General features: G+C 54.4%; 22 protein-coding genes. 8 read left to right on the top strand and 14 right to left on the bottom strand.

The window, feature by feature from the left end; genetic code table 11:
• Positions 1-747 carry a 23S rRNA (guanosine(2251)-2'-O)-methyltransferase RlmB gene (rlmB, locus tag R2K28_RS08565; protein WP_316369161.1) on the bottom strand — a complete coding sequence of 249 codons (747 nt, stop codon included), beginning with the start codon at positions 745-747 and terminating at the stop codon, positions 1-3.
• Entirely contained in the window at positions 747-3,089 is a 2,343-nt protein-coding gene (gene rnr / locus R2K28_RS08560) for a ribonuclease R (RefSeq protein ID WP_316369159.1), read from the bottom strand. Before rnr ends, rlmB begins: the two co-directional genes overlap by 1 nt.
• A gap of 130 nt (positions 3,090-3,219) precedes the next feature.
• On the opposite strand from rnr, the gene R2K28_RS08555 reads away from it, so the two are divergent.
• The gene (locus R2K28_RS08555) at positions 3,220-5,202 is read left to right on the top strand and encodes a monovalent cation:proton antiporter-2 (CPA2) family protein (protein WP_316369157.1); all 1,983 of its coding nucleotides are present in this window, start codon (positions 3,220-3,222) and stop codon (positions 5,200-5,202) included.
• A gap of 12 nt (positions 5,203-5,214) precedes the next feature.
• Here R2K28_RS08555 and lysS read toward each other — a convergent pair whose 3' ends face one another.
• From lysS to R2K28_RS08540, 3 genes are all read right to left on the bottom strand, one after another.
• Positions 5,215-6,708 carry a lysine--tRNA ligase gene (gene lysS / locus R2K28_RS08550; RefSeq protein ID WP_316369155.1) on the bottom strand — a complete coding sequence of 498 codons (1,494 nt, stop codon included), beginning with the start codon at positions 6,706-6,708 and terminating at the stop codon, positions 5,215-5,217.
• Between the two features lie 84 nt (positions 6,709-6,792).
• Positions 6,793-7,891 (bottom strand): peptide chain release factor 2 gene (prfB, locus tag R2K28_RS08545; RefSeq protein WP_316369152.1). Its coding sequence is split into 2 segments (ribosomal slippage): positions 6,793-7,815 and positions 7,817-7,891, totalling 1,098 coding nucleotides; the frame shifts between segments, so codons are not numbered across the junction.
• Positions 7,892-8,013: 122 nt separating this feature from the next.
• The gene (locus R2K28_RS08540; RefSeq protein WP_316369150.1) at positions 8,014-8,880 is read right to left on the bottom strand and encodes a hypothetical protein; all 867 of its coding nucleotides are present in this window, start codon (positions 8,878-8,880) and stop codon (positions 8,014-8,016) included.
• A 193-nt stretch (positions 8,881-9,073) separates the two neighbouring features.
• On the opposite strand from R2K28_RS08540, the gene R2K28_RS08535 reads away from it, so the two are divergent.
• The 7 genes from R2K28_RS08535 (at position 9,074) to R2K28_RS08505 (ending at position 16,859) form a co-directional block, all read left to right on the top strand.
• Positions 9,074-9,898 carry a glycosyltransferase family 2 protein gene (locus R2K28_RS08535; protein ID WP_316369148.1) on the top strand — a complete coding sequence of 275 codons (825 nt, stop codon included), beginning with the start codon at positions 9,074-9,076 and terminating at the stop codon, positions 9,896-9,898.
• A 220-nt stretch (positions 9,899-10,118) separates the two neighbouring features.
• Positions 10,119-10,499, top strand: a complete 381-nt coding sequence (locus R2K28_RS08530) for a hypothetical protein (protein ID WP_316369146.1) — start codon at positions 10,119-10,121, stop codon at positions 10,497-10,499.
• 7 nt (positions 10,500-10,506) lie between these two features.
• The gene (locus R2K28_RS08525) at positions 10,507-11,229 is read left to right on the top strand and encodes an SDR family oxidoreductase (RefSeq protein WP_316369144.1); all 723 of its coding nucleotides are present in this window, start codon (positions 10,507-10,509) and stop codon (positions 11,227-11,229) included.
• A complete protein-coding gene (gene tsaA / locus R2K28_RS08520) occupies positions 11,229-11,957 on the top strand; it encodes a tRNA (N6-threonylcarbamoyladenosine(37)-N6)-methyltransferase TrmO (protein WP_316369142.1) in 729 nt (242 codons plus the stop codon). Before R2K28_RS08525 ends, tsaA begins: the two co-directional genes overlap by 1 nt.
• Before the next feature lie 178 nt (positions 11,958-12,135).
• Entirely contained in the window at positions 12,136-14,598 is a 2,463-nt protein-coding gene (locus R2K28_RS08515) for an EAL domain-containing response regulator (RefSeq protein ID WP_316369141.1), read from the top strand.
• 55 nt (positions 14,599-14,653) lie between these two features.
• Positions 14,654-15,034, top strand: a complete 381-nt coding sequence (locus R2K28_RS08510; RefSeq protein WP_316369139.1) for a hypothetical protein — start codon at positions 14,654-14,656, stop codon at positions 15,032-15,034.
• Positions 15,027-16,859, top strand: a complete 1,833-nt coding sequence (locus tag R2K28_RS08505) for an ABC transporter ATP-binding protein (RefSeq protein WP_316369137.1) — start codon at positions 15,027-15,029, stop codon at positions 16,857-16,859. Before R2K28_RS08510 ends, R2K28_RS08505 begins: the two co-directional genes overlap by 8 nt.
• A 61-nt stretch (positions 16,860-16,920) precedes the next feature.
• Here R2K28_RS08505 and thpR read toward each other — a convergent pair whose 3' ends face one another.
• The 9 genes from thpR to R2K28_RS08460 form a co-directional block, all read right to left on the bottom strand.
• Positions 16,921-17,442, bottom strand: a complete 522-nt coding sequence (thpR, locus tag R2K28_RS08500; RefSeq protein WP_316369135.1) for an RNA 2',3'-cyclic phosphodiesterase — start codon at positions 17,440-17,442, stop codon at positions 16,921-16,923.
• A 21-nt stretch (positions 17,443-17,463) separates the two neighbouring features.
• A complete protein-coding gene (gene pncC / locus R2K28_RS08495; protein WP_316369133.1) occupies positions 17,464-17,964 on the bottom strand; it encodes a nicotinamide-nucleotide amidase in 501 nt (166 codons plus the stop codon).
• Positions 17,965-18,240 carry an amphi-Trp domain-containing protein gene (locus R2K28_RS08490; protein ID WP_116444843.1) on the bottom strand — a complete coding sequence of 92 codons (276 nt, stop codon included), beginning with the start codon at positions 18,238-18,240 and terminating at the stop codon, positions 17,965-17,967.
• A gap of 62 nt (positions 18,241-18,302) precedes the next feature.
• Positions 18,303-19,649 (bottom strand): metallophosphoesterase, encoded by a 1,347-nt coding sequence (locus tag R2K28_RS08485; RefSeq protein ID WP_316369131.1) that lies wholly within the window; start codon positions 19,647-19,649, stop codon positions 18,303-18,305.
• The gene (locus R2K28_RS08480) at positions 19,639-20,343 is read right to left on the bottom strand and encodes a histidine phosphatase family protein (protein WP_316369130.1); all 705 of its coding nucleotides are present in this window, start codon (positions 20,341-20,343) and stop codon (positions 19,639-19,641) included. Before R2K28_RS08480 ends, R2K28_RS08485 begins: the two co-directional genes overlap by 11 nt.
• Before the next feature lie 22 nt (positions 20,344-20,365).
• Positions 20,366-21,331 (bottom strand): histidine phosphatase family protein, encoded by a 966-nt coding sequence (locus tag R2K28_RS08475; RefSeq protein WP_316369129.1) that lies wholly within the window; start codon positions 21,329-21,331, stop codon positions 20,366-20,368.
• Between the two features lie 24 nt (positions 21,332-21,355).
• The gene (locus R2K28_RS08470; protein WP_316369127.1) at positions 21,356-22,471 is read right to left on the bottom strand and encodes an HprK-related kinase B; all 1,116 of its coding nucleotides are present in this window, start codon (positions 22,469-22,471) and stop codon (positions 21,356-21,358) included.
• Positions 22,468-23,358, bottom strand: coding sequence for a GAK system ATP-grasp enzyme (locus R2K28_RS08465; protein ID WP_316369125.1), 891 nt, complete (start codon positions 23,356-23,358; stop codon positions 22,468-22,470). Before R2K28_RS08465 ends, R2K28_RS08470 begins: the two co-directional genes overlap by 4 nt.
• Positions 23,351-24,988 carry an aminoglycoside phosphotransferase family protein gene (locus R2K28_RS08460; protein ID WP_316369124.1) on the bottom strand — a complete coding sequence of 546 codons (1,638 nt, stop codon included), beginning with the start codon at positions 24,986-24,988 and terminating at the stop codon, positions 23,351-23,353. Before R2K28_RS08460 ends, R2K28_RS08465 begins: the two co-directional genes overlap by 8 nt.
• Between the last annotated feature and the right edge of the window lies 1 nt (position 24,989).

Below are 24,989 nucleotides of genomic sequence, written 5' to 3'. Positions count from 1 at the left end.
TCAAACGTTACCACGCTGACGAACCGCTTCATAGAGAGAGATGCCACAGGCTACGGAAACATTGAGGCTCTCCACACTTCCCGCCATTGGCAGCTTAACCAGCAGATCACACTGCTCCCTGGTCAGTCTGCGTAATCCCTTGCCCTCGCCTCCCATGACGATCGCCAAGGCACCACACAGATCGATCTCATACAGCGTTTGGGTGGCCTCGCCCGCGGTACCGATCAGCCAGACACCCTCGGCCTTGAGCCACTTCAGGGTGCGGGCCAGGTTGGCCACCTGGATGAAGGGAACCGTTTCCGCGGCCCCGCTCGCCACCTTTCTGACCGTAGCCGTCAGTGCCACTGAGCGATCCCTGGGAGCGACAATCGCATCCACGCCTGCGCCATCGGCACTCCTTAGACAGGCCCCTAAATTGTGCGGATCCTGGACCCCGTCTAGGATCAGCAGAAATGGCTGTTTCTCTAACCTTTTCAGTAACGCCTTCAGGTAGGGCTCATCCTGTGTCTGCCGTTGCCGAACACGCAACGCCACACCCTGATGCTTCTCTCCATGCACCCGTTCATCCAACACCCTGCCTGGAATGCGTTGACATGGGATACCGGCTGTTTCGGCCAGCCCAAGGATCTCTTTAATTCGACCATCCTGTCGTTTGCTGTCCACCAGCAGCTCTTCCGCCCCATCCTTACGCTGGAGTGCTGATTTTACGGCATGCAGACCCAGCACCCATGTCTGATCATCAGACATCAGTGTTTCTTCGAAGTGGATTTAGATCGTTTTCTCCGTTGCTTCTTTTTACCAGACCTTTTCTCCTTGCCGGACGCCTTGGCTTTACTCGCCTTTGAGCTGCCTGGACCGCTCTCGGAACGACGTGATTTTCTTTTCTTGCCAGTGGTCTGGCCCCCTCCATCGGCGGGCACGAAGTCGATCTTGCGGTCATCCAGGTTGACCTTGGCCACGACGATGGTCAGGGGATCACCCAATCGCAATACCCTGCCGGTACGCTCACCGGTCAGACGGTGCCCCACCGGGTCGTAGTGATAGTAGTCATTTTGGAGTGCTGTAATATGCACCAGGCCGTCAACATAGATCTCTTCCAGCTCCACGAAGACACCAAACGAGTTGACGCTGGTGATAATCCCATTGAAGGTCTCGCCAACCTTGTCCTGCATATATTCGCACTTCAGCCAATCGAGGGCGTCCCGGGTCGCCTCATCCGCTTTGCGTTCCGTGCTCGAGCAGTGTTCACCCAGGGCTTGAAGCTCCGCCTTGGTGTAGTCGAAGTCGTCCGCGCTACCCCGGTTTATGGCATGTTTAAGCGCACGGTGGACAATCAGATCGGGGTAACGTCGTATCGGCGAGGTAAAGTGGGTGTAGGCCTGGTAAGAGAGACCGAAATGACCCACGTTATCCGAACTGTAGAGTGCTTGTGAGAGAGAGCGCAGCAATACTGTCTGGATAAGATGCCTGTCCGCCCGCCCTTTGATCTGATCGAGCAGAATCGCATAGTCGGCTGCCTTGGGTTTCTTGCCCCCGGGGAGACTCAACCCCAGTTCACCCAGAAACTCCCTCAGATCGGTCAGCTTCTCATCCGCAGGACCTTCATGGATACGATACAGCGCCGGCTGCTTTTTACGTAACAGGAAACGCGCCGCCGCCACGTTCGCCGCCAGCATACACTCCTCGATGATGCGGTGTGCATCGTTGCGCACTACCGGCACGATTCTCTCGACACGCTTCATCTCATTGAATTCAATCCGTGTCTCGGTGGTATCGAAATCGATGGCGCCTCGCATGGCCCGCTGTTCCAGAAGCACCTGGTAGAGTTGATTCAGATGCTGCAGATGAGGCAGTATTTTCGCGTGTTGCTTACCCAGCCTGGCATCACCCTCGAGCATTGCCGCCACATCATCGTAGATCAGTCGCGCATGGGAGCGCATCACAGCCGGATAAAACTTCGACCTTGTCACTTTTCCGCTGGTATCGATGAACAGCTCGCAGGTCATACACAGCCGGTCTACCTGTGGATTGATGGAGCAGAGGCCATTCGACAACAATTCCGGCAGCATGGGGATGACCCGATCAGGAAAATAGACCGAATTTCCCCTGATTCGCGCCTCACTGTCCAGGGCACTGCCCGGTTCCACGTAGTGAGAGACATCAGCGATGCAGACAAGCAGGCGCCACCCTTTCGGTTTTGGTTCGCAGTAGACCGCGTCGTCGAAATCCCTGGCATCTGCGCCATCGATGGTCACCAGCGGTAGCTTACGTAAATCGACCCTGTCCTTCTTATCCGTCTCTGCCACTTCAGATTTGATAGTACCGATCTGTTGTTCCACCTCATCCGGCCAATCGATCGGTATGCTGTGGGTGCGAATGGCGATATCGGTCTCCATGCCCGGCCCCAGATGATCGCCCAGAACCTCTGTGATGCGGCCAATGGGGGGAGTACGTTTGGTGGGTTGATCCAGAATCTCGGCCACCACCATCTGTCCCTGCCTGGCGTTACCGATCTCGTTGCTCGGGATGACCACATCCTTGCTCAGGCGTTTGGAATCGGGCACCACGAAACCCACACCTGTCTCCATATAGAGGCGACCAGCGACATTGCGGGTGTTACGTTCCAATACCTCTACCACCGCCCCTTCCAGACGATTGCGACGATCCATGCCGGTCACCCTGACCACGGCCCGGTCGTCGTGAAATACAGAACGCATCTCCTTGAAGGAGAGATAGAGATCGTCACCGCCATCATCAGGCCTGAGAAAACCGAATCCATCCGCATGCCCGATAACCCGCCCGACGATCAGGTCGCGCTTGTTGACCAGGCAGTAGTTGTCATTCCGGTTACACACCAGCTGCCCGTCCCGCTGCATTGCGCGCAAGCGACGGCGCAGCGCTTCCAGCTGCTCTTCCGACGCAAGGTCAAGGCGATCGGCAAGGGATGACATATCCATCGGGACACCCTCTGTTTCCAGGGTCTCCATGATGAACTCACGACTTGGGATCGGATTCTCGTACTTACGTGCCTCGCGGGCACGATGGGGATCTTTCCCGCTGGATCGTCTGCTGCTTTTTTTGTTTGCCACTTAATTATCTATTCTGATTGCATTGAAAATCGGATTTTAACATTTAACCGTTTAAACCCCCATGGCTTATCTCACCTAATCTACAGTGTGATTGGATTTATTCCATCAATACCAGCAAACTTGCCCCTAAATGAATATCCACACGCTGCAGATCATCCTCATATTACTCGGGGTCGCGGTAATAACAGTGACCCTGTTCAAGCGTCTGCACCTACCACCCATACTCGGCTATCTAATAGTCGGGATCCTGGTCGGTCCCTTCGGCTCAGGTGTGATCGCTTCCAATGAGGAGACCCAGTTTCTGGCAGAGTTCGGGGTTGTGTTTCTGTTGTTTGCCATCGGACTGGAATTTTCCCTGCCACAGATGATCGCCATGAAAGGTGCTGTATTCGGTCTCGGTGGCAGTCAGGTATTGCTCACGGCACTGATTGCCGGCGGCATAGCCTGGCTGCTGGGACTCGAATTGGCAGCCGCGGTGATTACCGGCGCAATCCTGGCCCTCTCCTCAACCGCCATCGTCATCAAACAGCTCTCAGAGCAGGTTGAGCTGAATACCGGGCATGGTCGGGTGGGGGTCAGTATCCTGCTGTTCCAGGATCTGGCGGTAATCCCGTTGCTGGTTGTCATTCCGATCCTGGTCAGCGATGCGGAGCAGGGTTTGCTGATACCCCTCTCCTGGGCCCTATTCAAGGCCTCAGTGGTATTTGCCGTGATCATGGCGATTGGTCACTGGGCCTTGCGCCCCCTGTTTCATGAGATCGCCCGCGCCCGTTCAGCCGAACTCTTCACCCTGACAGTTCTCCTGGTATCCCTGGCCGCTGCCTGGTTGACCCATGAGGCCGGGCTCTCTCTTGCCCTGGGCGCCTTCCTGGCTGGCATGATGTTGGGTGAGACCGAGTATCGTCATCAGATCGAGGCCGATATCCGCCCATTTCAGGATGTCCTGCTGGGGCTCTTCTTCGTCACCGTGGGGATGCGGGTCGATCTCATGTCCCTGTTACCCCAACTTCACTGGGTATTCATTATCGCTGCTGCCTTGATCGCAGCCAAAGCCAGCATAATCCTGCTGCTGGTGCGTCAAACCAAGCGTTCCCTGGCAACCGCATTCCGCTCAGGACTGTTATTGGCACAAGGTGGTGAATTCGGATTCGTACTGCTGGATCTGTCCCTGCAATCCTCTCTGATCCCTGGAGAAGCGGGACAGATGTTGTTTGCCGCCATCATCATCAGCATGGCGATCTCACCGTTTCTGATTCGCTATAACGGCAAGCTGACTGAGAAATTCTGTAATTTACACCCCTCTGACCAGGATTTTGTCATCACCCAGGACCTGGAGCATGAAGCCGAAGGAATGGATCAGCATGTCATCATCTGCGGCTATGGTCGCATCGGTCAGAATCTCGGCCGACTCCTGGATCACGAGGGTTTCCCCTATGTGGCCCTGGACCTGGATCCCACAGTAGTCAGAGAGGCCCATGAGGCGGGTGAACCGGTCCATTTCGGAGACGCCACCCGTCATGAGATCATGCACGCGGCCGGTATTGAACGGGCCGGTGTAGTGGTGATCACCATTGAGGACCACGCCACAGCACTACAGATCCTGCATCACATCCGTAAACTGATCCCTGAACTACCCGTCCTGGTACGTACCAAAGACGACACCCATTTGGAGGAACTGGAAGCAGCAGGCGCAGCCGAGGTTATGCCGGAGGCGGTGGAGGCCAGCCTGATGATGGGCGGGCAGCTCCTGCTGCTGCTGAAGGTGCCGGGTTCCCGCATCCTCAAGATCATGCGTGAGATCCGTGAAAACCACTACAAACTGCTGCGGGATTTCTACCACGGCGAAGAGGCCATCGATATCGAGCACGACGAGGGCTTTCAGGAACGCCTGCATACCGTCACCCTGCCTGAACGCGCCTTCGCGGTGGGCCACACCATACAGGACCTGCACCTGTGGGATTGGGATGTAAGTGTCACCGCGGTACGCCGCGGCGGCATCAGGGGCGAGGCACCGGAACCCGAGACACGACTGCAGGCAGGGGATGTGCTGGTGCTGGCCGGTACCCCACACCATTTGGAGCATGCGGAGGGGCTGCTTTTATATGGCCTCTAGTTGCGTTGATCGCTACTCCGGCCGCATGTGCGGAAACAGCAGTACATCACGGATCGAGGGGGAGTCGGTGAGCAGCATCACCAGCCGGTCTATGCCTATCCCCTCGCCGGCGGTAGGGGGCATGCCGTGCTCAAGGGCCCGCACATAGTCGGCATCGTAGTGCATCGCTTCATCGTCCCCGGCCTCCTTCTCCTCCACCTGTTGGCGAAAACGCTCGGCCTGATCCTCCGCATCGTTGAGCTCGGAAAAGCCGTTAGCGATCTCGCGGCCACCGACGAAAAACTCGAACCGGTCGGTGACGAAAGGATCGTCGTCGTTGCGTCTCGCCAGGGGTGAGACCTCGGTGGGATAGGCGGTGATGAAGGTGGGATTCATCAAGCGATGTTCCACACTCTTTTCGAATATCTCGATCTGTATCTTGCCAAGCCCATAGCTGGGCTTGAGGGGGATCTCCATCCTCTCGGCTATGCCCCGGGCCTGGGCCTCATCATCCAGCATCTGCGTAGTGATCTCCTGGTTGAAATGGCAGATTGACTCCTTGACCGTCATGCGCTGGAAGGGGCTGGCAAAATCGTAACGCTCTCCCTGGTAGGAGACCTCGGCGCTTCCCAATACCTCCTGACATAGCCCCCGCAGCATCGCCTCGGTCAAATCCATCAGATCGTTGTAGTCGGCATAGGCTTCGTAGAACTCCAGCATGGTGAATTCGGGATTGTGGCGGGTGGAGAGCCCTTCGTTACGGAAGTTGCGGTTGATCTCGTAGACCCTTTCGAATCCCCCCACCACCAAGCGTTTCAGATAGAGCTCCGGGGCGATACGCAGAAACATATCCATATCCAGGGCGTTGTGACGGGTAGCAAAAGGTCTTGCGGTGGCGCCGCCGGGTATCACCTGCATCATCGGTGTCTCCACTTCCAGGAAACCGCGCTGATCGAGAAAGTTGCGAATGAACTGCACGATACGGGTGCGTAACTGAAAGGTATTCCGCGACGCCTCGTTCATGATCAGGTCGACATAGCGCTGACGATAGCGAAGCTCCTGATCGGAGAGGCCGTGAAACTTTTCCGGCAGTGGGCGCAGCGCCTTGGTCAACAAGCGCAGATTGTCGACCTTCACCGAAAGCTCACCGGTTTTGGTCTTGAACAGCACCCCTTCGGCACCGATGATGTCACCGATATCCCACTTCTTGAATTGGCTGTTATAGACACCTTCTTCGAGTGAGTCTCGCTGCACGAAGAGCTGCATGCGTCCCGACATATCCTGAAGATGGGCAAAGCTCGCCTTGCCCATGACCCGCCGGCTCATCATGCGACCGGCTAATTTGACCCGCAGTCCCGAACCCTCCAGCTCCTCACCCGACTTCTCCCCATACTCGGCATGTAACTCTCCGGCCATGCTGTTGCGGCGGAAATCGTTGGGAAAGGCATTCCCGCTGTCGCGCATCTGTTGCAGCTTGTCACGACGCTGGGCAATCAGCTTGTTTTCGTCCTGGGTCTCGTCATTCATGGTCTAATCAACTCAAATATTTACTGATTTCAAACTTTCTTAAGATCGGTCTGCGGACATTTTCAAGTGGCGGTGGTCAAGTGGTTACACCCCGCTTTTGAGGCTCGCCTCGATAAACATGTCGAGTCCACCATCGAGCACCGCCTGGGTATTACCTGTCTCAACGCCGGTGCGCAGATCCTTGATCCGGGAAGCATCGAGGACATAACTGCGAATCTGGCTGCCCCAGCCGATATCTGATTTGCTCTCCTCCAGCTCCTGTTGCGAGGCATTTCGTTTCTGCATCTCGAATTCGTATAACTTGGCCTTCAGCTGCTTCATCGCCGTGGCCTTGTTCTTATGCTGGGAACGATCGTTCTGGCACTGCACCACGATACCTGTGGGATTGTGGGTGATTCTCACCGCCGATTCGGTCCGGTTGACATGCTGCCCCCCCGCACCGCTGGCGCGGTAGACATCGATTCGCAGGTCAGCGGGATTGATCTCTACCTGTATGGAATCGTCGATTTCCGGGGAGACGAAGACTGCCGCAAACGAGGTATGGCGCCGATTTCCAGAATCGAAGGGCGATTTTCGCACCAGGCGATGAACCCCGATTTCAGTGCGTAGCCAACCAAAGGCATACTCCCCCTCGTAGCGTACCGTGGCGCTCTTGATGCCTGCCACTTCTCCTGCGGAGACCTCGATAAGTTCGGTCTTGAAACCACGATGTTCACCCCATCGCAGATACATGCGCAGTAGCATCTCCGCCCAATCCTGCGCCTCCGTACCCCCTGAGCCCGCCTGAATATCGAGAAATGCATTGCAATGGTCGGTCTCACCGGAGAACATGCGACGAAACTCCAGCACCGAAACCTTCCTGGTAAAATCCGCAAGCTCTTCCTGAATAGCATCGACAGCAGCCTCGTCTCCCTCCTCCACCGCCATTTCCAACAATTCGCCCGCGTCAGCCAGCCCGTTGGTGAGTTCATCGACGGTGAGTACTACAGCTTCCAGCGTGGCGCGTTCCCGACCCAGGGCCTGGGCGCGCTCCTGATCGTTCCAAACGTTGGGATCTTCCAATTCACGCAGAACCTCGGTCAAACGCTCCTGTTTGCCTTCATAGTCAAAGATACCCCCTCAGGGAGGTGACCCGTCCCTTCAAATCCGCGATGGATTGGCTAATCGGATTAATATCTTGCATAGCAGTACCGGCTTGGGAAAAAGCGGGAATTCTACACTACCTGTATGAGTGCAGGAACCACTTTCCCTACCTTGATCGCACAAACATGGTATTAGAGCCCGTAAACACTGAGCCAATAGGCCCTAGGTAACTTTACGCACCCGAGCTCCCTTTGGGCTGGAGCGTTTGCCAAGTGTGGAAATTTTGGATCTGACCTGATCTTTGATGAGACCCAGTTTACCGACCAAACCAGGGGAAGCGGCAGGTTCAGCAGGAGCCTGCTTAGGCTGACCTGGTTGCTCGGTCTGTTTGAGCCACATATTGTAGGAGTCGATAATCTCCCGGTCCCAGGATGCAGGTGGTTTCACTACGCGACTTTCACGATAGAGCCTCTCCAGGGAACGCCTTTTCGGACAGCCGGAATCTATCATTGCCTCATGAAGTTGCGACTCTGCAATTCTCAATCCCTTTTCTACCCTCTTTCTGCTGACATGCAATACCTTGGAAATGGCCGTTTCACTGATACCCAGCTCATGCTTGAAAAGAAAGTAGCGCTTTTTATCGTCAGGCAGGTGTTTGAAGTGCTCCATCAGCACCAAACTCCAGTTGCCATCCTGTTCGATATCACGGGGTAGATAGTTACTCTGCATATCCGCGCTTTGCGCTACCCCTGGCGTTTGTACCGACTTTCCGAGGTATTGATAGAAAGAGAGCTTGAGATCCTTGGGCGTTTTATTCGTAAGTCCTGAAATCACCAGATGTCGCCAGGCCGAATAGTAGGCGGCTTTGCCATACTCTCCAGTGCCATATTGCCTGACGATAAAGCGGTAGACACGCCCCCTGTAGCGTTCATAGAAAGAGACGAACCCCTCTTTGTCGTGCTGTAATATTTTCTCAAGCACAGCATCTGTATCAAATCTTCTCGATTTCACTTCAGCATAGGCTCCGAGGAGAAACCCTCCTCTCAGGTAGGTTGCTGGAATGTGCAATATCCCTTGCCAGACACGCATTGTTGAGAATCCATCCATAGGTTTCAGCGCACAGTTTGATTGTTCAATTATAAAGTATATGGGTTTTTTTGCCCGCTTTTTGCAAAACAGCTCAAACAATTTCACAAAAAACCATAATTTTTAAGGGTTTATTAGGCTATTCAGTCAAGCTCTCCATATTTTGAATAGCAGCAATGTGATATAAAAAAGTTGTATGTCGATCTCAGTTATTATCCCAACCTACAATCGTATCCATAGCTTGCCGAGAGCAGTTGACTCGGTATTGTCACAGACCCATGCGCCACTGGAGATCATTGTTGTAGATGATGGTTCTGAAGACGGCACAGATAGGTTGATGAAAGAGCGATATAGCCAGTGTGACTACCTTCATCAATCCAATCTTGGTGTCAGCAGTGCACGCAACCTGGGAATAGCGCATGCGCGGGGCGAGTGGATTGCCTTTCTCGACTCCGACGATCGCTGGTTACCGAATAAACTCCAGTTACAGATCGGGGCATTGACCGAGTCACCACAATATCGTCTCTGCCATAGTAACGAAGTGTGGATACGCAATGGAGTCAGAGTCAACCAAATGCATAAGCATGCCAAAAGTGGCGGCAGGATATTCCAGCGCTGCCTGCCCCTGTGTGTCATTTCCCCCTCCTCGGTCATGCTGCATCGGACATTGTTTGAAGAGTACGGTCTATTCGATACCGAACTACCCGCTTGCGAAGACTACGATTTATGGCTGAGGATCTGTGCCAGGGAAGAGGTGCTGTTCATCGACGAACCACTGATAGAGAAGTATGGAGGGCACACCGACCAGTTGTCCCAGCGGCATTGGGGCATGGATAGATTTCGTGTTCATAGCTTAATTAATCTACTCGAGAATCAATGCCTTGACGGGGATGACCGGGTTGCAACCATCGATATGTTAATTGCTAAATGCAACATCCTGGTCCTGGGCGCGGAGAAGCGTGGTCATAACCAACGTGCGGCATATTATCGGGATATACAGAGACGGTATCGGATACAATGAAATGGATGTGGTAACAGATAGCATTCCAACCAATCTAGTAATTGCGTTGCCCGCAGAGGCAAGGCCTTTGATCGAGCAATTGAACTTACAGCGGGATCAGGCAAACATGCGTATGCCTGTTTATGTTGGGAATGGCATTCAGTTAGTCATAACCGGGACTGGCGCAGCTGCCTCTGCCCAAGGCGTGCGCTACATACATTCAATAACACCCGGCTCTGCTATGCAGTGGATCAACCTCGGTATCTGCGGTCACGGGTCTCTTGAAGTCGGCACACCAATTTTGATTGATCGTATCATCGATCAGCAGAGGGATGAGACCTGGTCACTTGCCATCCCTCAGCAAATGACCAAAGCGGTCGGTGCATTGACATGCGTATCCAGGGCCCAGTCTGAATATGCGGATAACATGGCCTATGATATGGAGTCATCCGGATTCATTGGCGCCGTAAGCGAGATCGACTCAATCACTTCCGCCACAGTATTCAAGATAGTCTCGGATAATCCTGACTATGAATCCCGGGGGATCAGCGGAAAATTCGTGCAATCACTGGTTAGCCAACAGCTCGGATTGATTCGTTCCCTGATTGACCACTATCGGTAAATGATTTATGGCAAACGAGCCCCATACCACCGCAAGGAAATTTCTCGTTACCGGTGCCAGTGACGGTATTGGCGCTGCGATCACAAAGCGCTTGCTGAATCAGGGTCATCGAGTCTTGGCTATTGGCCGGGATTTCAGCCAGTGGGCCGAAGCAGAGGGACTTGAAAAATATATTGTCGACCTTGCCGCATTGGATAGGTTGCCAGAGCACTTGGCGCAGATAACGGTTCAACACCCGGACCTGAACGGTGCGATTTTGAATGCCGGATCCGGACGCTTCGGCAATATAGAGGAGTTCTCTTACCAGCAGATCAGTGACCTGGTGGCAATCAATCTGCTGCAGCATCTCTATGTCGCCCGCGCCCTGGTGCCCTTGCTCAAGAGATCCGCAGCTGGCGATCTGGTTATCATCGGTTCAGAATCGGCGCTGAGCGGCGGACGCAAAGGTGCGGTCTACTCGGCCTGTAAGTTTGCCTTGCGGGGTTTCGCCCAGTCATTGCGGGCAGAATGCAGCAACAGTGGGGTAAGGGTCTGCCTCATCAATCCCGGCATGGTGGATACGGGGTTTTACGACGATCTGAATTTCAAACCGGGCGAGATGGCGGAAAACGCATTGCGGGCGGAAGATATTGCAAATACCGTGATGCTGGTACTGCACGCCCATCCCGGTACGGTCTTCGATGAAATCAACCTCAACCCACTGAAAAAGGTTATTCAGTTTAAAGATTAATGATGCAGCCGTTCGAATTCAAACCCATCGGTATCATCCACTCCTGTTTCAAGGAAAAATTCGGCATTCCCAGGCAGTCGCGCCTGATACCGGAAGCCGAAGCCAGGCTGGAGATAGTGCCCCCCTACAACCGAGCGGAGGCCTTTCGCGAGTTGGTTGACTACTCGCATATATGGGTCATGTTCGTATTTCACGAGTCACCTAGGGATGCCTGGAAACCCACCGTTCGCCCACCCCGATTGGGGGGAAATCAACGCGTGGGTGTATTTGCATCGCGCAGCCCCATGCGCCCCAATCCCATCGGTCTCTCGGTTGTCGAGCTGGTCAAACTCGATCTGTCCAACAATAGTGTCACGCTGCACCTGGCTGGTATCGACTTCCTGGATGGTACCCCAGTGCTCGATATCAAACCCTATCTACCCTATGTGGATGCGGTTCCGGACGCAGAGAGTGGGTATGCCCCAGATGCCCCCGGGGAGAGGATTGAGTTGAGCTACTCGGCTGCAGCGGAAAAGGCCCTCGAGCAATTGCCGGCTATGGAGGCCCGGCACTTGCGACAGCTGATACAGGGCATTCTGCAAAATGACCCTCGCCCGGCATATCTGGACGAAGCCAAAAGGAGCCAATTCGGCATGCGTCTCTATGATTTCAATATTCGCTGGGAAATAACAGGGGGCGCTTTCCACGTCACCGAGCTGCAATCGATTGAGGAATATCCTGCTGGCTGAAATAGAGTTGTGATATCTTTGCTTTTCCTTAATGAGTGCTTCCTGTTGGCCTAACAAACCGCTATCATTCCCTGATTGGACAAATAGTTAGAAGCTGAAGCAAATGTCTTGCATTGACACGCCGGATGCAGCGCATGATGCAGGAACTAGAATCGTATAAAATAAACCCAAATTCCTGATGAGTAACGACAAAGCCGCCAAACAAGCCGCAAAACCTGACTTGGTTCAGACATTCCTGAATCAGGTCCCGGGCAGGGTCTCCGCAATTCTGGAGAATTGGCACCAATTGGTACACAGCGACTGGAAAGGCAACCATCTGGATACGCTGATCGAACGCATCTCTACCCTGAATGAATCCGGGACCAAGTTCGGTGTACCACAGATCGCCCAGAGTGGAAAATCTCTGATTTCCCATCTCGGTGACTATCACGGCACGGGTTTGAAGCCACAGCACGACGATGTAGTCGCGTTGGACGGCTTGGTCCACGCCTTCAAGGATGCGGCCATCCAGGCCTGCAACCAGCAGGCGGAACTGCTTGCCAGCAAGCCCGCGGAGACTGAAGAGGAGGCACCAAAGCTTGCTACTGCTCAGAAGGTTTTTATTCTAGGTGTCGATGAAGCCCTGGCAGCGAATCTGACCCGACATCTGCAAGTCAACCAATTTGACGTTGAATATCTCACCGACGTGGAGCAGGTTGTTCATCACTACGAGATCAATCCGGATGATTCAAGCTTACTGATCAGCCATGTGGATATGCTGAATGATCTCTTCCCCGAATCGAAAAAGGGGGGATTGTGGAATAAGAACAATGGACTCCCTGGTATGCCTGTGGCCTTTGTCGCAGACAACTCCGACCTGAAGACACGTCTCTCCGCTATGCGCGTGGATGCCAGTGCCTATTGGGTAAAGCCGGTCGATCCCTATCTGGCGGCAAAACGCATCCACGAACTCTCATCCACCCATTCCCATACCGCATATCGTGTGCTGATCGTCGAGGACGACCCGGCCCAGGCGGACTTTGCCGACGCCATTTTAAGCAAGGCCAATTTCGAATGCCGGAGTGTCATCGATCCATTGCAAGTGATGGATGTCCTGCAGGAATTCAAGCCGGACTTGATCCTTATGGATCTCTACATGCCGGAAGCGAGCGGTACCGAACTGACAACCGTTATCCGGGAGGATAATGAGTTTCTCGATGTGCCGATCGTGTTCCTCTCCGGTGAGCAGGATCTCGACAAGCAGTTGAGTGCACTCAGTTTTGGTGGCGAGGACTTTCTCTCCAAACCGATTGCACCCAAACATCTCATCACCACGGTTACCAACCGCATTCGTCGCGCGCGTCAACTCAGTCACCGTCTCCACGGACATACCCGGGGTGAAAAAGAGACGGGGCTACACTCTCGCAACTATCTGCTTGAGCGTCTGGATGCCCTGCTGCAATCAGAATCACCTATCGATGAAATCACGGGAATCTACTTCATTCAGATCGACAGCCCGGAGGATCTTATCCAAACGGTGGGTATCGGCGGTCTGGATGCGGTACTTGCAGTGGTGGCCGACCACCTCAAACAGCAGTTGCAGAGCCAGGATATATTGACCCGTTTTGGAGACAACAGCCTGAGCCTGCTTGCCTTGCGTCCTACCCAGGAGGAATTGCAGTCTCTGGGTGAAGCCCTGTGTCAATACGCATCAAAGCAGATCATCGAAGTCGAGAACACCACTGTCGGCGTTACCCTCAGCATCGGCATCTACCCGGTTGAGACGAATAATCACGATTCCCGTTCAATCATCGCCCATGCCCAGATCGCCAGCCGTAATGCCCAGGAGGCAGGTGGCAATCAAATCAAATTCGTTGAAATTGAGGTAGCGACACAGGATCAGACGAGTGAAGCTGCTGCTGTAGATATGGGATCATTGATCGAAAGCGCCCTTGAGCATGACTATTTAGACATCTTTTTCCAGCCAATTGTTGCCCTCCAGGGCAGCACCCAGGCCCATTACCAGACCCTGCTTCGACTTCAGGAACCCGATGGCAAACTGCATCGTGCCGCAGAATTCATTCCCAAGGCTGAGGAGTTGGGATTGATCAGCAAGGTCGATCAGTGGACCACCCGACGTGCCGTACATGCCATCAGTGAGCATAAACACCAGGGCAGTGATCTGCATCTGTTCGTCTCCCAATCCGCGGATCTGCTGGAGAACATGGAGCGTCTTACCTGGCTGCGCAACAAACACCGTCAGGGGCAGATTCACAAAAACAGCCTGACATTCGAGTTCAACATCAATGAGATAGCCAAAAACCTGAAATCCGCCAAGATCTGCATTGATATGCTGAACAAGATCGGCATCACGTCCCTGCTGACCCGTGTCACCCATACAGCGGAAACCGAACGAGTTATCGAACATCTTCCGATTCACTATATCAAACTCGATTTCAATCTATTGCAGGATCCTGAGCAAGGTCTCAAAGAGCTCATAGAACTTGCCCATGAAAAAGGTATCAAAGTTATTGCTCCACAGGTTGAGGACCCACGCAGCATTGCCGTGTTATGGAGCAGTGGTACCGATTATGTGCAGGGGAATTTCGTACAGCGTCCGGAAAGCAATCTGATCTACGATTTTAACGAGTCCGTACTCTGATCCCCATTCCGAGCCGCCGCCAGGTCTCGCTGAGGAGATAGGGAGCCGTAGCCTAATGAAACTTCAACCATATACCCTGTCATTGCTCCTGTTGCTGCTGGTCTCGGCACCTGTCATGTCGACTGAGGATCAAAGGGCCTATCCCCGACCTGTTGAACCCCTCAATGAGGCGGGGGACGAGCAGCTGAATTGCAGGCAATTGGAACAACGATTGTCTCAGCTCGAAGGTCGATCCTACAGCGCCAAACCGGGATTCTACGAAGATCCCTATACCGGTGCTTCCATCTGGATCGGTTCCCTGTGGGTGCCCGGCGCACTCAGTTATCTGGGCTATTCCGCCGTCGCGGAATATCAGGAGAATGATCGTCTTCACCACACCCAGAGCCGTATCGAGGGGCTGCGACGGATGAAGGCCAACCTTCGTTGTCATGAGTAGCGATGTCACATACCCACTATCCAAATCCGGCTTGCGCGAGGGGGAATATCGCTGGAATGAGCTGATCGACATGGTGCTGCATCACCGCCGCGAACTCATCGCCGCGAATCTGATTGCCGTGCTGGGCGCCATTGCCGCCGTACCTGTTCCCCTGTTGATACCACTGCTGGTGGACGAAGTGCTGCTGAACCAGCCCGGGCGGGCGATTGCCGCCATGAATGCCCTGTTTCCCCAGGCTTGGCACGGGCCTGTGCTCTACATTATGGCAATCCTGGTCCTCACCCTCATTCTGCGCCTTCTCGCCCTTATCTTCGGGGTATGGCAGACCTGGCAATTCACCAGGATCGCCAAGGATGTCATTTTTCACATCCGACGGGATCTGCTCCTCAGGCTTGAACGCATCTCCATGTCCGCCTACGAGACCATGGGCAGCGGTACCGTCGCCTCCCACCTGGTCACCGATCTGGAAGCCGTGGACAGCTTTGTCAGCGTTACCACCAGCAAGTTTCTGGTGGCCTCGTTGAGCATCATCGGAACCGCAATCGTGCTGCTCTGGATCAACTGGGCCCTGGCCCTGTTCATCCTCTTGCTCAATCCCCTGGTGATCTACTTCACCACCATCTTCGGTCGCAAGGTCAAGCACCTCAAGAAGCGGGAAAACTCCGCCTTTCAACTGTTCCAGGAATCCCTCGAAGAGACCTTGGATGCGATCCAGCAGATACGCGCCAGTAACCGGGAGCGCCACTACATTCGACGCATCATCGATAAGGCCGACCATATCCGCCATCACTCTGCCGCATTCACCTGGAAGAGCGATGCCGCCAATCGACTCTCCTTCATGATCTTCCTGTTCGGTTTCGACATCTTTCGTGCTGTGAGCATGTTTATGGTGCTCTGGTCAGATCTGACTATCGGCGAGATGCTTGGTGTCTACGCCTATCTCTGGTTCATGATGGGACCGGTGCAGGAAGTATTGAATATCCAGTATGCCTATAATGGCGCGCAAGCGGCTCTCAGCCGCATCAACGATATGCTGAAGGTCGATCTTGAACCGACCTACCCACACAAGCACAACCCCTTTCTCGGCAAGTCCACCGTCAGCCTTCGTCTTGAGGATATCCAGTTTGCCTATGGTGATGGTTCGTCTGTCTTGAATGGCGTCAACCTGGAGATCAAGGCCGGTGAAAAGGTTGCTTTCGTCGGCGCCAGCGGCGGTGGCAAGACCACCTTGGTGCAGATCATACTGGGTCTCTATCCGGTCAAGACCGGACGGGTGTTGTTTGACGGAGTTGCGGTAGATGAGATCGGCATGGATGTGGTGCGGGATCATGTGGCCACCGTGCTACAACACCCCGCCCTACTCAATGACAGCGTCAGGATCAACCTCACCCTGGGTCGCGAGATCGAAGATGAGAAGCTGTGGCAGGCCCTGGAGATTGCTCAACTTAAGCAGACCATTCAAGCCATGGAGCAAGGCCTGGAGACCCTGATCGGCCGTTTCGGCGTCCGTCTCTCCGGAGGACAGCGGCAACGCCTCGCCATCGCCCGCATGGTATTGACCGATCCCAAGGTGGTGATTCTCGACGAGGCCACCTCCGCCCTGGATACCACAACGGAAGGCGACCTGCATGAGGCCCTGCAGAACTTTCTACAGGGACGAACCACGGTCATCATTGCCCACAGACTAAGCGCGGTAAAACAGGCTGACCGGGTATTGGTCTTTGAAGATGGCCAGGTAGTGGAAGAGGGTCGCCATGAAGAGTTATTGCAAAACAATGGCCTCTACACCTCTCTTTACGGACGTCAGGAGCAGCACAGTCAGTAGTCGGTGCGGCAAGCCGCACCCTACATCTCATATCAGTAAATAGATTGTGTTTTGCCGATGTCTAATCCAATGGCCAGCGTCGTAGAACCTGATAGCGCGTCCCGGACAAACCCGTGTTTGCCGAAGCTGCCAAAACGAACTCTTTCACCTGCCAGACTATGGGTTGTGGCAGTTGTGCCGGAACAACCTGGCGCGCCTTTCTGAAGAGTGTGACGTGAGGTTTATAGGCGCGTTGTTCCGGTTCGTGACCACAACCGGTCAGACCATTGTTTAAATCGGCGACCAGTTGACTAAGTGCTTGTGGGGTCTCTCCTGGTGAAGCCCAGAGGATCCTTGGTCTCGACCAGTAACCGGTATGGTCGATGGACAACTGAAAAGTCGGTACCCTGACGGTATCGGCAATATCTTCCATGCAACGCCTTTGAGATGGCGCTATTTGTCCGAGAAAGACCACTGTCATATGCAGATCATCGGCGGCATGCCGACGCCCTTCTCCAGGCTGCGAAGTGCGGGCCAATAGATCGAGCTGATCACGTACCGCCTCATCTGGCCACAGGGCAAAGAAATAACGCTGACCACTCATGATCCCGGCGTCCTCAATCGATCACTCACTCAATAAACGCTCAAGTTCTTGCAAGGCATGAACAACCGCCTGCCACCGCACCTGGTTGCGATCACCAGGGAAAGATTGCCGACCTGTTATCCCCTCATCTCCCTTGATCTGCCAGGCAAAGTAGACGCTTCCCACCGGTTTTTCCACACTGCCGCCGCCGGGTCCTGCGACTCCGCTGATCGCCACAGCGACCTCGGCGCCGCTCTCCCTCAATGCTCCTTCAGTCATCTCCAGGACACAGGCTTCGCTGACGGCGCCGAATTGCTGCAGGGTGGAGGAAGAGACCCCCAACATGGCCTGCTTTGCCTGATTGCTGTAGGTCACAAAACCACGATCGAACCAATCGCTGCTACCCGCCAGATCGGTCAATATCTTGGCCAGCCAGCCACCGGTACAGGACTCCGCCACAACCAGGCGATAGCCGTGTCGGCGCAGATGTTCGGCACAACCTTTGGTTATCGCTGCAACGGCCTGCGCCGATAAAGCCTCCATCTACTTCACTTTCACCTTCAAGTGTTTACTCTTTTTCGGCCGCTCTGCCTCAACCTGCCAGGTAATCCGCAGATTGATGCGATGCCGCTCCTCATCCTGGGTGGCGGTGACCTTCAGCTGCAGCAGCCCATCCGGCTGCATAACCATCTCACCGTCCTCGTCGCTCAAGGTCAGTTTGCCTTTGGCGATCCCTTGCGAGATCGCTTTCATGAGTGCCTGAATGGAATCTTTATCCTGCAAAGACTCATGACGGAAATTTTTCTTGCCTTGTCTCATCTCTATTTTCCCGGTGTTCTTCGATGAAGCGTCTGTTTATGTCTGAATGGATCAGGGATTCGCTAAGTAAACGACTTCTGGTCAAATACCTTGATATGGGGATAGTCGGTACTGACTCCCATGACCAGGCGTTTGGGATGGATGATGGTTACAGCGGCACCCTCCCCCTTGAGTCCCTCTTTCTTGCGACTGTGGCGATCCAGCGTGGCATCGCATTCAAAATGGATCATCCCTTTACGCAGCATGATACGCTGTCCGTGATGGCGATTGGCATGGCCATGCACAATGGTGTAGATCCCCGCCTCGTTCAACAACTTGATTCCCTTGCGCGTAAGCGGCATATCCACGTCCCTGTACTTGGTGCGAATCAGATTGGCCATCGGACCATAGTAGAACTCAAAGATCTCATCCTCGATACTCTCCCTGAACTCCTTGTTTAGGTACTTGATGCCTTTACGCTTGATCAGTTTCGCCATTCTGTCATCCATACCCGCATGCACAAAAAGAAATGAACCCCGGCGATAGACCAGTCTCATCTGTTTGAAGAACCATGCAAATTCACCACCGGGTTTGAGAAACAGCTCCTGCCATTTCATCACTGCGGCGTAGACATGACGCAAGCTGAGGCCCACCGCCTTGCAGTCCGACTCAAAGGCATCGATCTTCTCCTGCAGACGCTTCAGCTCCCTGGCCATGCGCTTATCAGGCATTACCCAGCTTGCCATCTTTGGAAACTCTTTGAACCAACGCTTCGGTGGGTAGAGTATGCGGCGACAGGTGCGGGTAGGCGGTATACCCTTCAAGGCATTCTTGTCCTGCAGGTACTCATCCGCGATCTCGCGCAGCATGGGTACGACTTTACTCCCCATACGGATAAAAAAATGATCATGGCGTGGATCGGGATCCATACCAACCGATGCAATCCCCAGCTTAATGCGTATATCGTGATTACCCGCAAGCAGTAACACTTTGGCACCCAGTTTTCTAAGCTGTCGTATCACCTGCAACAGTTTCAAGTTACTGGGACCTTTATCGAAACAGTCTCCTCCAATCACGAAAATGGCATCTTTACCATGGGATGTCAGTTTCAATGCACAGGCTTCGTTACCTGTCTTCCTCACCCCGCCCGAAGCCACCAGGGAGGCGACAAAGGCATCCGCATCGGCGTGCAGGTCGGAAAAAAAATAGTGCTTGTGTTTCGGCCACTGCCACTCACCCTGTTTCACCACTTCTCTCAATAACAGCTCGGCAGAGCTACGCTGCCCCCGCTCCTTGGCCACCGATAGCCGCCTACCCGAGAGCCATGGCTCACCGTTTGTGGGCAGATCCACATCAAGCCATTTCAAACCCTTGTAAACCGGCAGATACTTGTGGTGAGGTCTAGCGTCGTTATTGTTTTTAGTCGTCAAAAGAGTCTCCACCGGAACGGATTTTCCAGTCTCCTGTAAGATGCTGCCAGGACCCATCCGACAGACGTTCGAGAAAAACCGGCCGGCAATGATACATACTCACTGCCGCGATCCGTTCAAACGGCAATACACCCAGGCGGTGAGCCGCATGGCGAAAGGCCGCACCATGACCCACGAACAGCTTCACGGTATCCACCTCCACTTGCGTTTGCAGCTCCAGCAGGCGTCGCTGAATATGTTCAGCCACCCGTTCACCCGCATCCATCAGGGATTCCGCCCCCTGAAGCGGCAGCCGATAGTGGCTGTCAGACTTCCAACCCCTAGGCGGTGACGTAAAGCGAGGGTCTGCCCTGAGCACCGACTCGATCTGTTGCAATGTAAGATTGGCTGCCGAACCCAATGACCGTTCAGCCAAGACGTCGAAGGATTCGATTTGCAACCTGTCGTGACTGCCGATCTGTAATCCCTTGCGCAACACATCTGCGGTCTGCCAGCCACGCAGCAGGCGTGAGCTGTCGATCACCGGGTGCAACGACCATTTGAACGTCTCGAGGCTACCCTGGATCAGGGTTACCGACCGCTCCGCCTGTTCCGCGCCCGGCCTGGTCAAGGGAAAGGGTTGCAGGGCACTCGGGGTATCGGGCAGTTGTTGATACTCACCATGACGCAACAAAGCGGCTATCAATCTAGCCACGATTTATCACCATTTGAAAAACCTAACCTTTCAGTTGCTTGGCCAGGACTTGAATCATCGGTTTCAATTCCGCCTGTTTGACCCGTCTCATCGCCAGCTTTGGCGACAGCCACTCGCGTCCGCGGTGATTCTCTTCCCATTCGCTTTCCGGCAACTCGCGGGTGACCCGCATCGGGTAGACCTTCACCGTGCATTCGGCACCCCATTTATCATAGGTATAGGTGCCCACCGGCTCTTCCGCCACCTCTCCCTCGATACCCGCCTCCTCAAGGGCCTCTTTGGCAGCCGAATCCTGCAGGCTCAATGCGGGTTCGCTGATCCCTTTCGGCAATACCCAATGCTTGCGCTTACTCGACATCACCACCAGGATTTCAACCTTGCTGTCCTTGATCCTGTAGGGGATCACAGAGGACTGCTTGTAATAGTAGGCCGGTCGATCCCGCATCTCAGTGCCATGTTCGTCGGGAAAGGGAAACTTCTTATCCATGCTGGATGGACGGACGATGGATATCAGGTTGCCGTCACCACTCTTCAGCTCACTCCAGTCATCCGGCATCTCAATCATTACCAGGGTGGAGGTGGGTATCAACTTACCATCGCTGGGTAAGGGGATGCGTTCACCCTGCAGATACTCTGCCAGTAATTCCAAACCCGGATTGTGTCCCACCAGCATGATCCGCTTGCTTTCTGGGGGCACATCAGCGAGGACCCTTAACAACTCATCCACATTCGCGGCATAGATGCGTCGATCCTCCTGGATGGTTTTCGCATCGCCACCCATGGTCTTGATCGTCTTCTGTGCGGTGACGATAGCGCGCTCCGCGGGAGAACTGACGACATAGTCGGGCTGCAACCGCTGTTGCAGCAACCACACCCCCATGCGTTGCGCACCACGTTTGCCACGATCTTTGAGCGGACGTTTGAAATCCTCCACCTGTTGACTCCAATCGGACTTTCCATGTCTGAGCAACATCAACTCTCTAGCCATAGTCTGATCGCCTCATACATTCGTTTAATCCCACAGTTTTAAACACAATCCACTCAATTCGGCAAAGTCTATTTTACCTGTCACCTCATAGATTGGGACACTCTTCAACAGGGCCAGATAGGGCGCAGGCTGAAGCGCTTCATCATCCCTTATAAACTCACCGAGACTGTCCTGAAAGAAAGGTCCGGGAGATTTCATCACCGCATTCAGCAGTTCACTGCGTTGCGCGATATCGATCTTGGTCAGCTTGAGGGGAGCGCTCTCCTCTCTGCTCCAGTTCAGGATCACCATCGCATCCAGAGGCACGGGGGTCGAGGTGTCGATGCGATCACGGCCATAGAGCCGTTCCACATCCACGTCGTACTTCTCTTCAAGGTCCCAAAGTTCCTGTTTCGGCAGGCTCAGCAATTGTTCCCTTCTCTGTTGGTCCAGCAGGGGTGAGAGTCGTGGACTGTTCACCAGAGTGCCTGGATTGATGCGGGGAAGCTTGGGGATGCCCACCGCCTCCACCCTGACACCCTGACGCCGCAGAAACAGCCTGTCATTGGTCACATAGCGACTCTTGGGATGCTCCATCAGATGCAGCATCAGGGTCGACTTTCCGCCCCCGGAAAAACCGGCCATGGCTATCCCATGCCCCTTCAGAACCAGAGCGGCGGCGTGACAGATCAGCCACTCCCGCTGCTGCAGCCAGTTCATCACCTGTGAGTTTATGAAATTGACTAGCTGGTTGTCATAGGCCGTACATGGCCCAGCCGCGATACGCCACTGTTCGCTCTGCAGAAACAACATGCCGGTGCGCACCTTGAACACCAGACGCCCATCTGTCAGATCGAGATAGGCATCCTTGCGTCCACTCTTACCCGCTTCCCGCTGCCAGTCGATAAACGGCAGACCGGTCTCGAGCTTTTCACTCTCAATGGCAGTGACTTCGATTGTCGCCAGACCCGTTTTCCTGGGTAGGTGATGAAAATAGTCCCCCAGCCGGTCCAGCAACGATTGGCTGTTGGAACGAATCACCAGGCTGCATTCACCTATCGCCAGTTGCAGCGGCTTCTCGCAGAGGGGCACCGTTTGTAAAAGCCGTGTGGCCGCATCCCGGGCATCCACGATCCCGGCCCAGTCAGTCGTGCTGTTCATGCCTCCAGTTCCTCCAGCATGTAGGCCACATAGCGGGATGGCACATCTATACCCATCCCCTCCTGCGCCCCACGGAAGCCGCCAAATGCGGAGACCTCGAAGATTACCGGTCCCCGCTCCGTCTCCGCCACATCCACCGTGGTGAAATCGAGGCCGAAGATCGCCTGGGCCTTGCGCGCCAAGGCCACCAGCTCCTCATCGGCCTCATACCCCTCGTAGTGACCGCCACTCCTGATGGTGGTGTTCCAGGCCCCCGATTGACCCACCCTGGCATAACTGCCCAGGTAGTCACCATCGAGAAAGACCATCCCCAGATCCCGCCCCGGCAAGGCCAGTTTTTTCTGGATGTACATTACCGGATTATCCACCCGGAAGGCCTCGATCTGTTGCAGCAACTGCTGTGGATCCTGCCCGGCATCGATTACTGTCATACCCCGGGCCTTTGTGGAATAGAGTGGTTTGAAGACTGCTGAACCGAATGCAGCGACAGCTTCGGCGGCAATCGCAGGGTTCTCTGTGATCCGGGTCGGTGGCATGGGTATCCTTGCATTATAGAGGGACAGGGTACAGCTAAGGCGGTCGATAAGCCGGATGATCCGCTCTACCTTGCTGAACACCCGCACCCCGGCCCGCTGCAACTGTCGCAACATCTCGAGCCGGTCAAGCACGTGTGGGCTGTACTCCTCGCTGATCTTTTTCACCACCACCGCATCGAGACGGGTCAGGTCCTGATCCCGAAACAGGAGTCTGCCGCTGTCCAGTTCGGCGCATACTTCGGCCATGTCGATCACCAGACGAAATCCCGTGGCCTCGTTCACCGCATCGGCCAGGGCCTCGGTGGACCATTTCCCGGGAATACCGACGACACCGATTTTCGGTTTATCCAATGAAAATCTCCTTCACGGGCACCACAAAAGGATGCTTGGGTTTGGATTCACTCTCGAGCAGCCGCTCCATCAGGTAGGTGGCTCGAGAGAACATGCGTTCCGACAGGGATTTATCCAGAATGAAGCGGGGAGATGTGGCAAAGGAGCGGATCAGGCCCATAGCCAGACGGATCTCGAAACCCTTATCCCCCTGCTCCCGGGCAAAGGCCCTGGCAAAACGATAGAAGGCATGGCAGAGATCCATAATCCGCTGCCTGACCCGGGGGTCGAATACCTGCAGACGGTAGTTGGAGACCATGAAGACACTCACATCCTGCAGGTAGTCCATATGGCTGGAACGATGCAGATCAATGAAATTGATACGTTTCTCCTGGGGATCGAAGATGATGTTATCGACATTGAAATCTCCATGAATATAGACGGAAAACGGCGCCTTCACGCCAGTTTCAAGACCCTGCATCTGTTTCAGGAGATCATCGAATGCAGGTAACGCCACACCACCGATGATAGCCGCGGGTTGCCTGAATTCCGGATGGATGGCATACACATCCTTCATACGCTTCGCCAACTGTTTCATATAGGCCGCGGAGACAGGTTTTTTCGTCTTTGTCTCCAGCCATATCTGGCTCAGGGTCCTGGTCAGGTGATTCAGGGCCTGCTGCAGCAGCTTATCCGAACCATCCAGCAGGATCTGTTCGAAGGTCTGGCCGGCCAGGTGCTCGATCAACAGGGCCGCAGAATCGCCCTGTTTCTGATAGGCGAGTATCTTCGGTGCAAGACCGGGAAAGATATCATGCCAATTCTTGACCCGCTGCTTCTCCTCCTTCAGCTTGCGCTTACGGCCATCCTTGAAAATAGCGTGATAACCACTCCCCTCGTCAGCGCTGCTAAGGGCATTGATAGCACTGCCCGACTTGGTCTCCGCGATGGGTGTGAACTCCAGCCTGCCGATGTCATTCGCTGTCTTGAGTTCAGTTACCGAGGCGTTGAAGGCATGATAACGATCGGTACTGAAGTGCTGTCCCATGGAGGCGGAGATGATCGCCTCGCTGATACGCAGCATGGCATTGCCCATCTGCTCGATGATGTGGGCCAACATGATCAGAGAGATGCGGTCCGCCGGGTGTTTCTCCTTTTTCAACAGGCGTGAGTAGTGTTTCAGCTGTTTCTGGTAGGCCGTGTCCAGGTGACGCTCCACCTTGCCTATCTTCAGGGCCTGGCGGGTATCCTTGGCTGACAAGGCAGGCTCGATGGACGCCAGACCGTTATTGACCCGATTGATCATGGCGAGAAAACCCTTCACCTTGATCATGCCCCGATGCTGAATGTGGGCGCTTTGCATCACCGCATCCCGGGAGAGTTCCACTATCCGCTCCAACTGGCTGGCGATCACCTCGATGGATCTCAGCAGCTGGTAATCCTTATCATCCTGATCGGATGATGACATCTCCCGCAGACAGTGGTTATGGATGCTCAGTTTCAGGTTTTCCACATACCCCTGGCGGTCCAGCAGCCGCATGGGAATGGTTGCCGTGGGCAGGGTCAAATAGTCTTTCAGCAGCGCCAGGTGAGTCGCGGTTTCAGCCAACAGAAAATGGAGATTCTCTTGAATGCTTTTTGCAACAGACATG

It is taken from the genome of Candidatus Thiodiazotropha sp. CDECU1 (assembly GCF_963455295.1).
Classification (GTDB): domain Bacteria; phylum Pseudomonadota; class Gammaproteobacteria; order Chromatiales; family Chromatiaceae; genus Thiodiazotropha.
The sequence above is the reverse complement of the archived record's forward strand: the minus strand, read 5'-3'. Positions and strand labels throughout refer to the sequence as shown.

What these genes read in the sequence shown, in the direction of transcription:
- rlmB (WP_316369161.1), bottom strand. Translation starts at nt 747, where the DNA reads ATGTCTGATGATCAGACATGGGTGCTGGGTCTGCATGCCGTAAAATCA.
- R2K28_RS08555 (WP_316369157.1), top strand. Translation starts at nt 3,220, where the DNA reads ATGAATATCCACACGCTGCAGATCATCCTCATATTACTCGGGGTCGCG.
- lysS (WP_316369155.1), bottom strand. Translation starts at nt 6,708, where the DNA reads ATGAATGACGAGACCCAGGACGAAAACAAGCTGATTGCCCAGCGTCGT.
- R2K28_RS08540 (WP_316369150.1), bottom strand. Translation starts at nt 8,880, where the DNA reads ATGCGTGTCTGGCAAGGGATATTGCACATTCCAGCAACCTACCTGAGA.
- R2K28_RS08535 (WP_316369148.1), top strand. Translation starts at nt 9,074, where the DNA reads ATGTCGATCTCAGTTATTATCCCAACCTACAATCGTATCCATAGCTTG.
- R2K28_RS08530 (WP_316369146.1), top strand. Translation starts at nt 10,119, where the DNA reads ATGCAGTGGATCAACCTCGGTATCTGCGGTCACGGGTCTCTTGAAGTC.
- R2K28_RS08525 (WP_316369144.1), top strand. Translation starts at nt 10,507, where the DNA reads ATGGCAAACGAGCCCCATACCACCGCAAGGAAATTTCTCGTTACCGGT.
- tsaA (WP_316369142.1), top strand. Translation starts at nt 11,229, where the DNA reads ATGATGCAGCCGTTCGAATTCAAACCCATCGGTATCATCCACTCCTGT.
- R2K28_RS08515 (WP_316369141.1), top strand. Translation starts at nt 12,136, where the DNA reads ATGAGTAACGACAAAGCCGCCAAACAAGCCGCAAAACCTGACTTGGTT.
- R2K28_RS08510 (WP_316369139.1), top strand. Translation starts at nt 14,654, where the DNA reads ATGAAACTTCAACCATATACCCTGTCATTGCTCCTGTTGCTGCTGGTC.
- R2K28_RS08505 (WP_316369137.1), top strand. Translation starts at nt 15,027, where the DNA reads ATGAGTAGCGATGTCACATACCCACTATCCAAATCCGGCTTGCGCGAG.
- thpR (WP_316369135.1), bottom strand. Translation starts at nt 17,442, where the DNA reads ATGAGTGGTCAGCGTTATTTCTTTGCCCTGTGGCCAGATGAGGCGGTA.
- pncC (WP_316369133.1), bottom strand. Translation starts at nt 17,964, where the DNA reads ATGGAGGCTTTATCGGCGCAGGCCGTTGCAGCGATAACCAAAGGTTGT.
- R2K28_RS08490 (WP_116444843.1), bottom strand. Translation starts at nt 18,240, where the DNA reads ATGAGACAAGGCAAGAAAAATTTCCGTCATGAGTCTTTGCAGGATAAA.
- R2K28_RS08475 (WP_316369129.1), bottom strand. Translation starts at nt 21,331, where the DNA reads ATGGCTAGAGAGTTGATGTTGCTCAGACATGGAAAGTCCGATTGGAGT.
- R2K28_RS08470 (WP_316369127.1), bottom strand. Translation starts at nt 22,471, where the DNA reads ATGAACAGCACGACTGACTGGGCCGGGATCGTGGATGCCCGGGATGCG.
- R2K28_RS08460 (WP_316369124.1), bottom strand. Translation starts at nt 24,988, where the DNA reads ATGTCTGTTGCAAAAAGCATTCAAGAGAATCTCCATTTTCTGTTGGCT.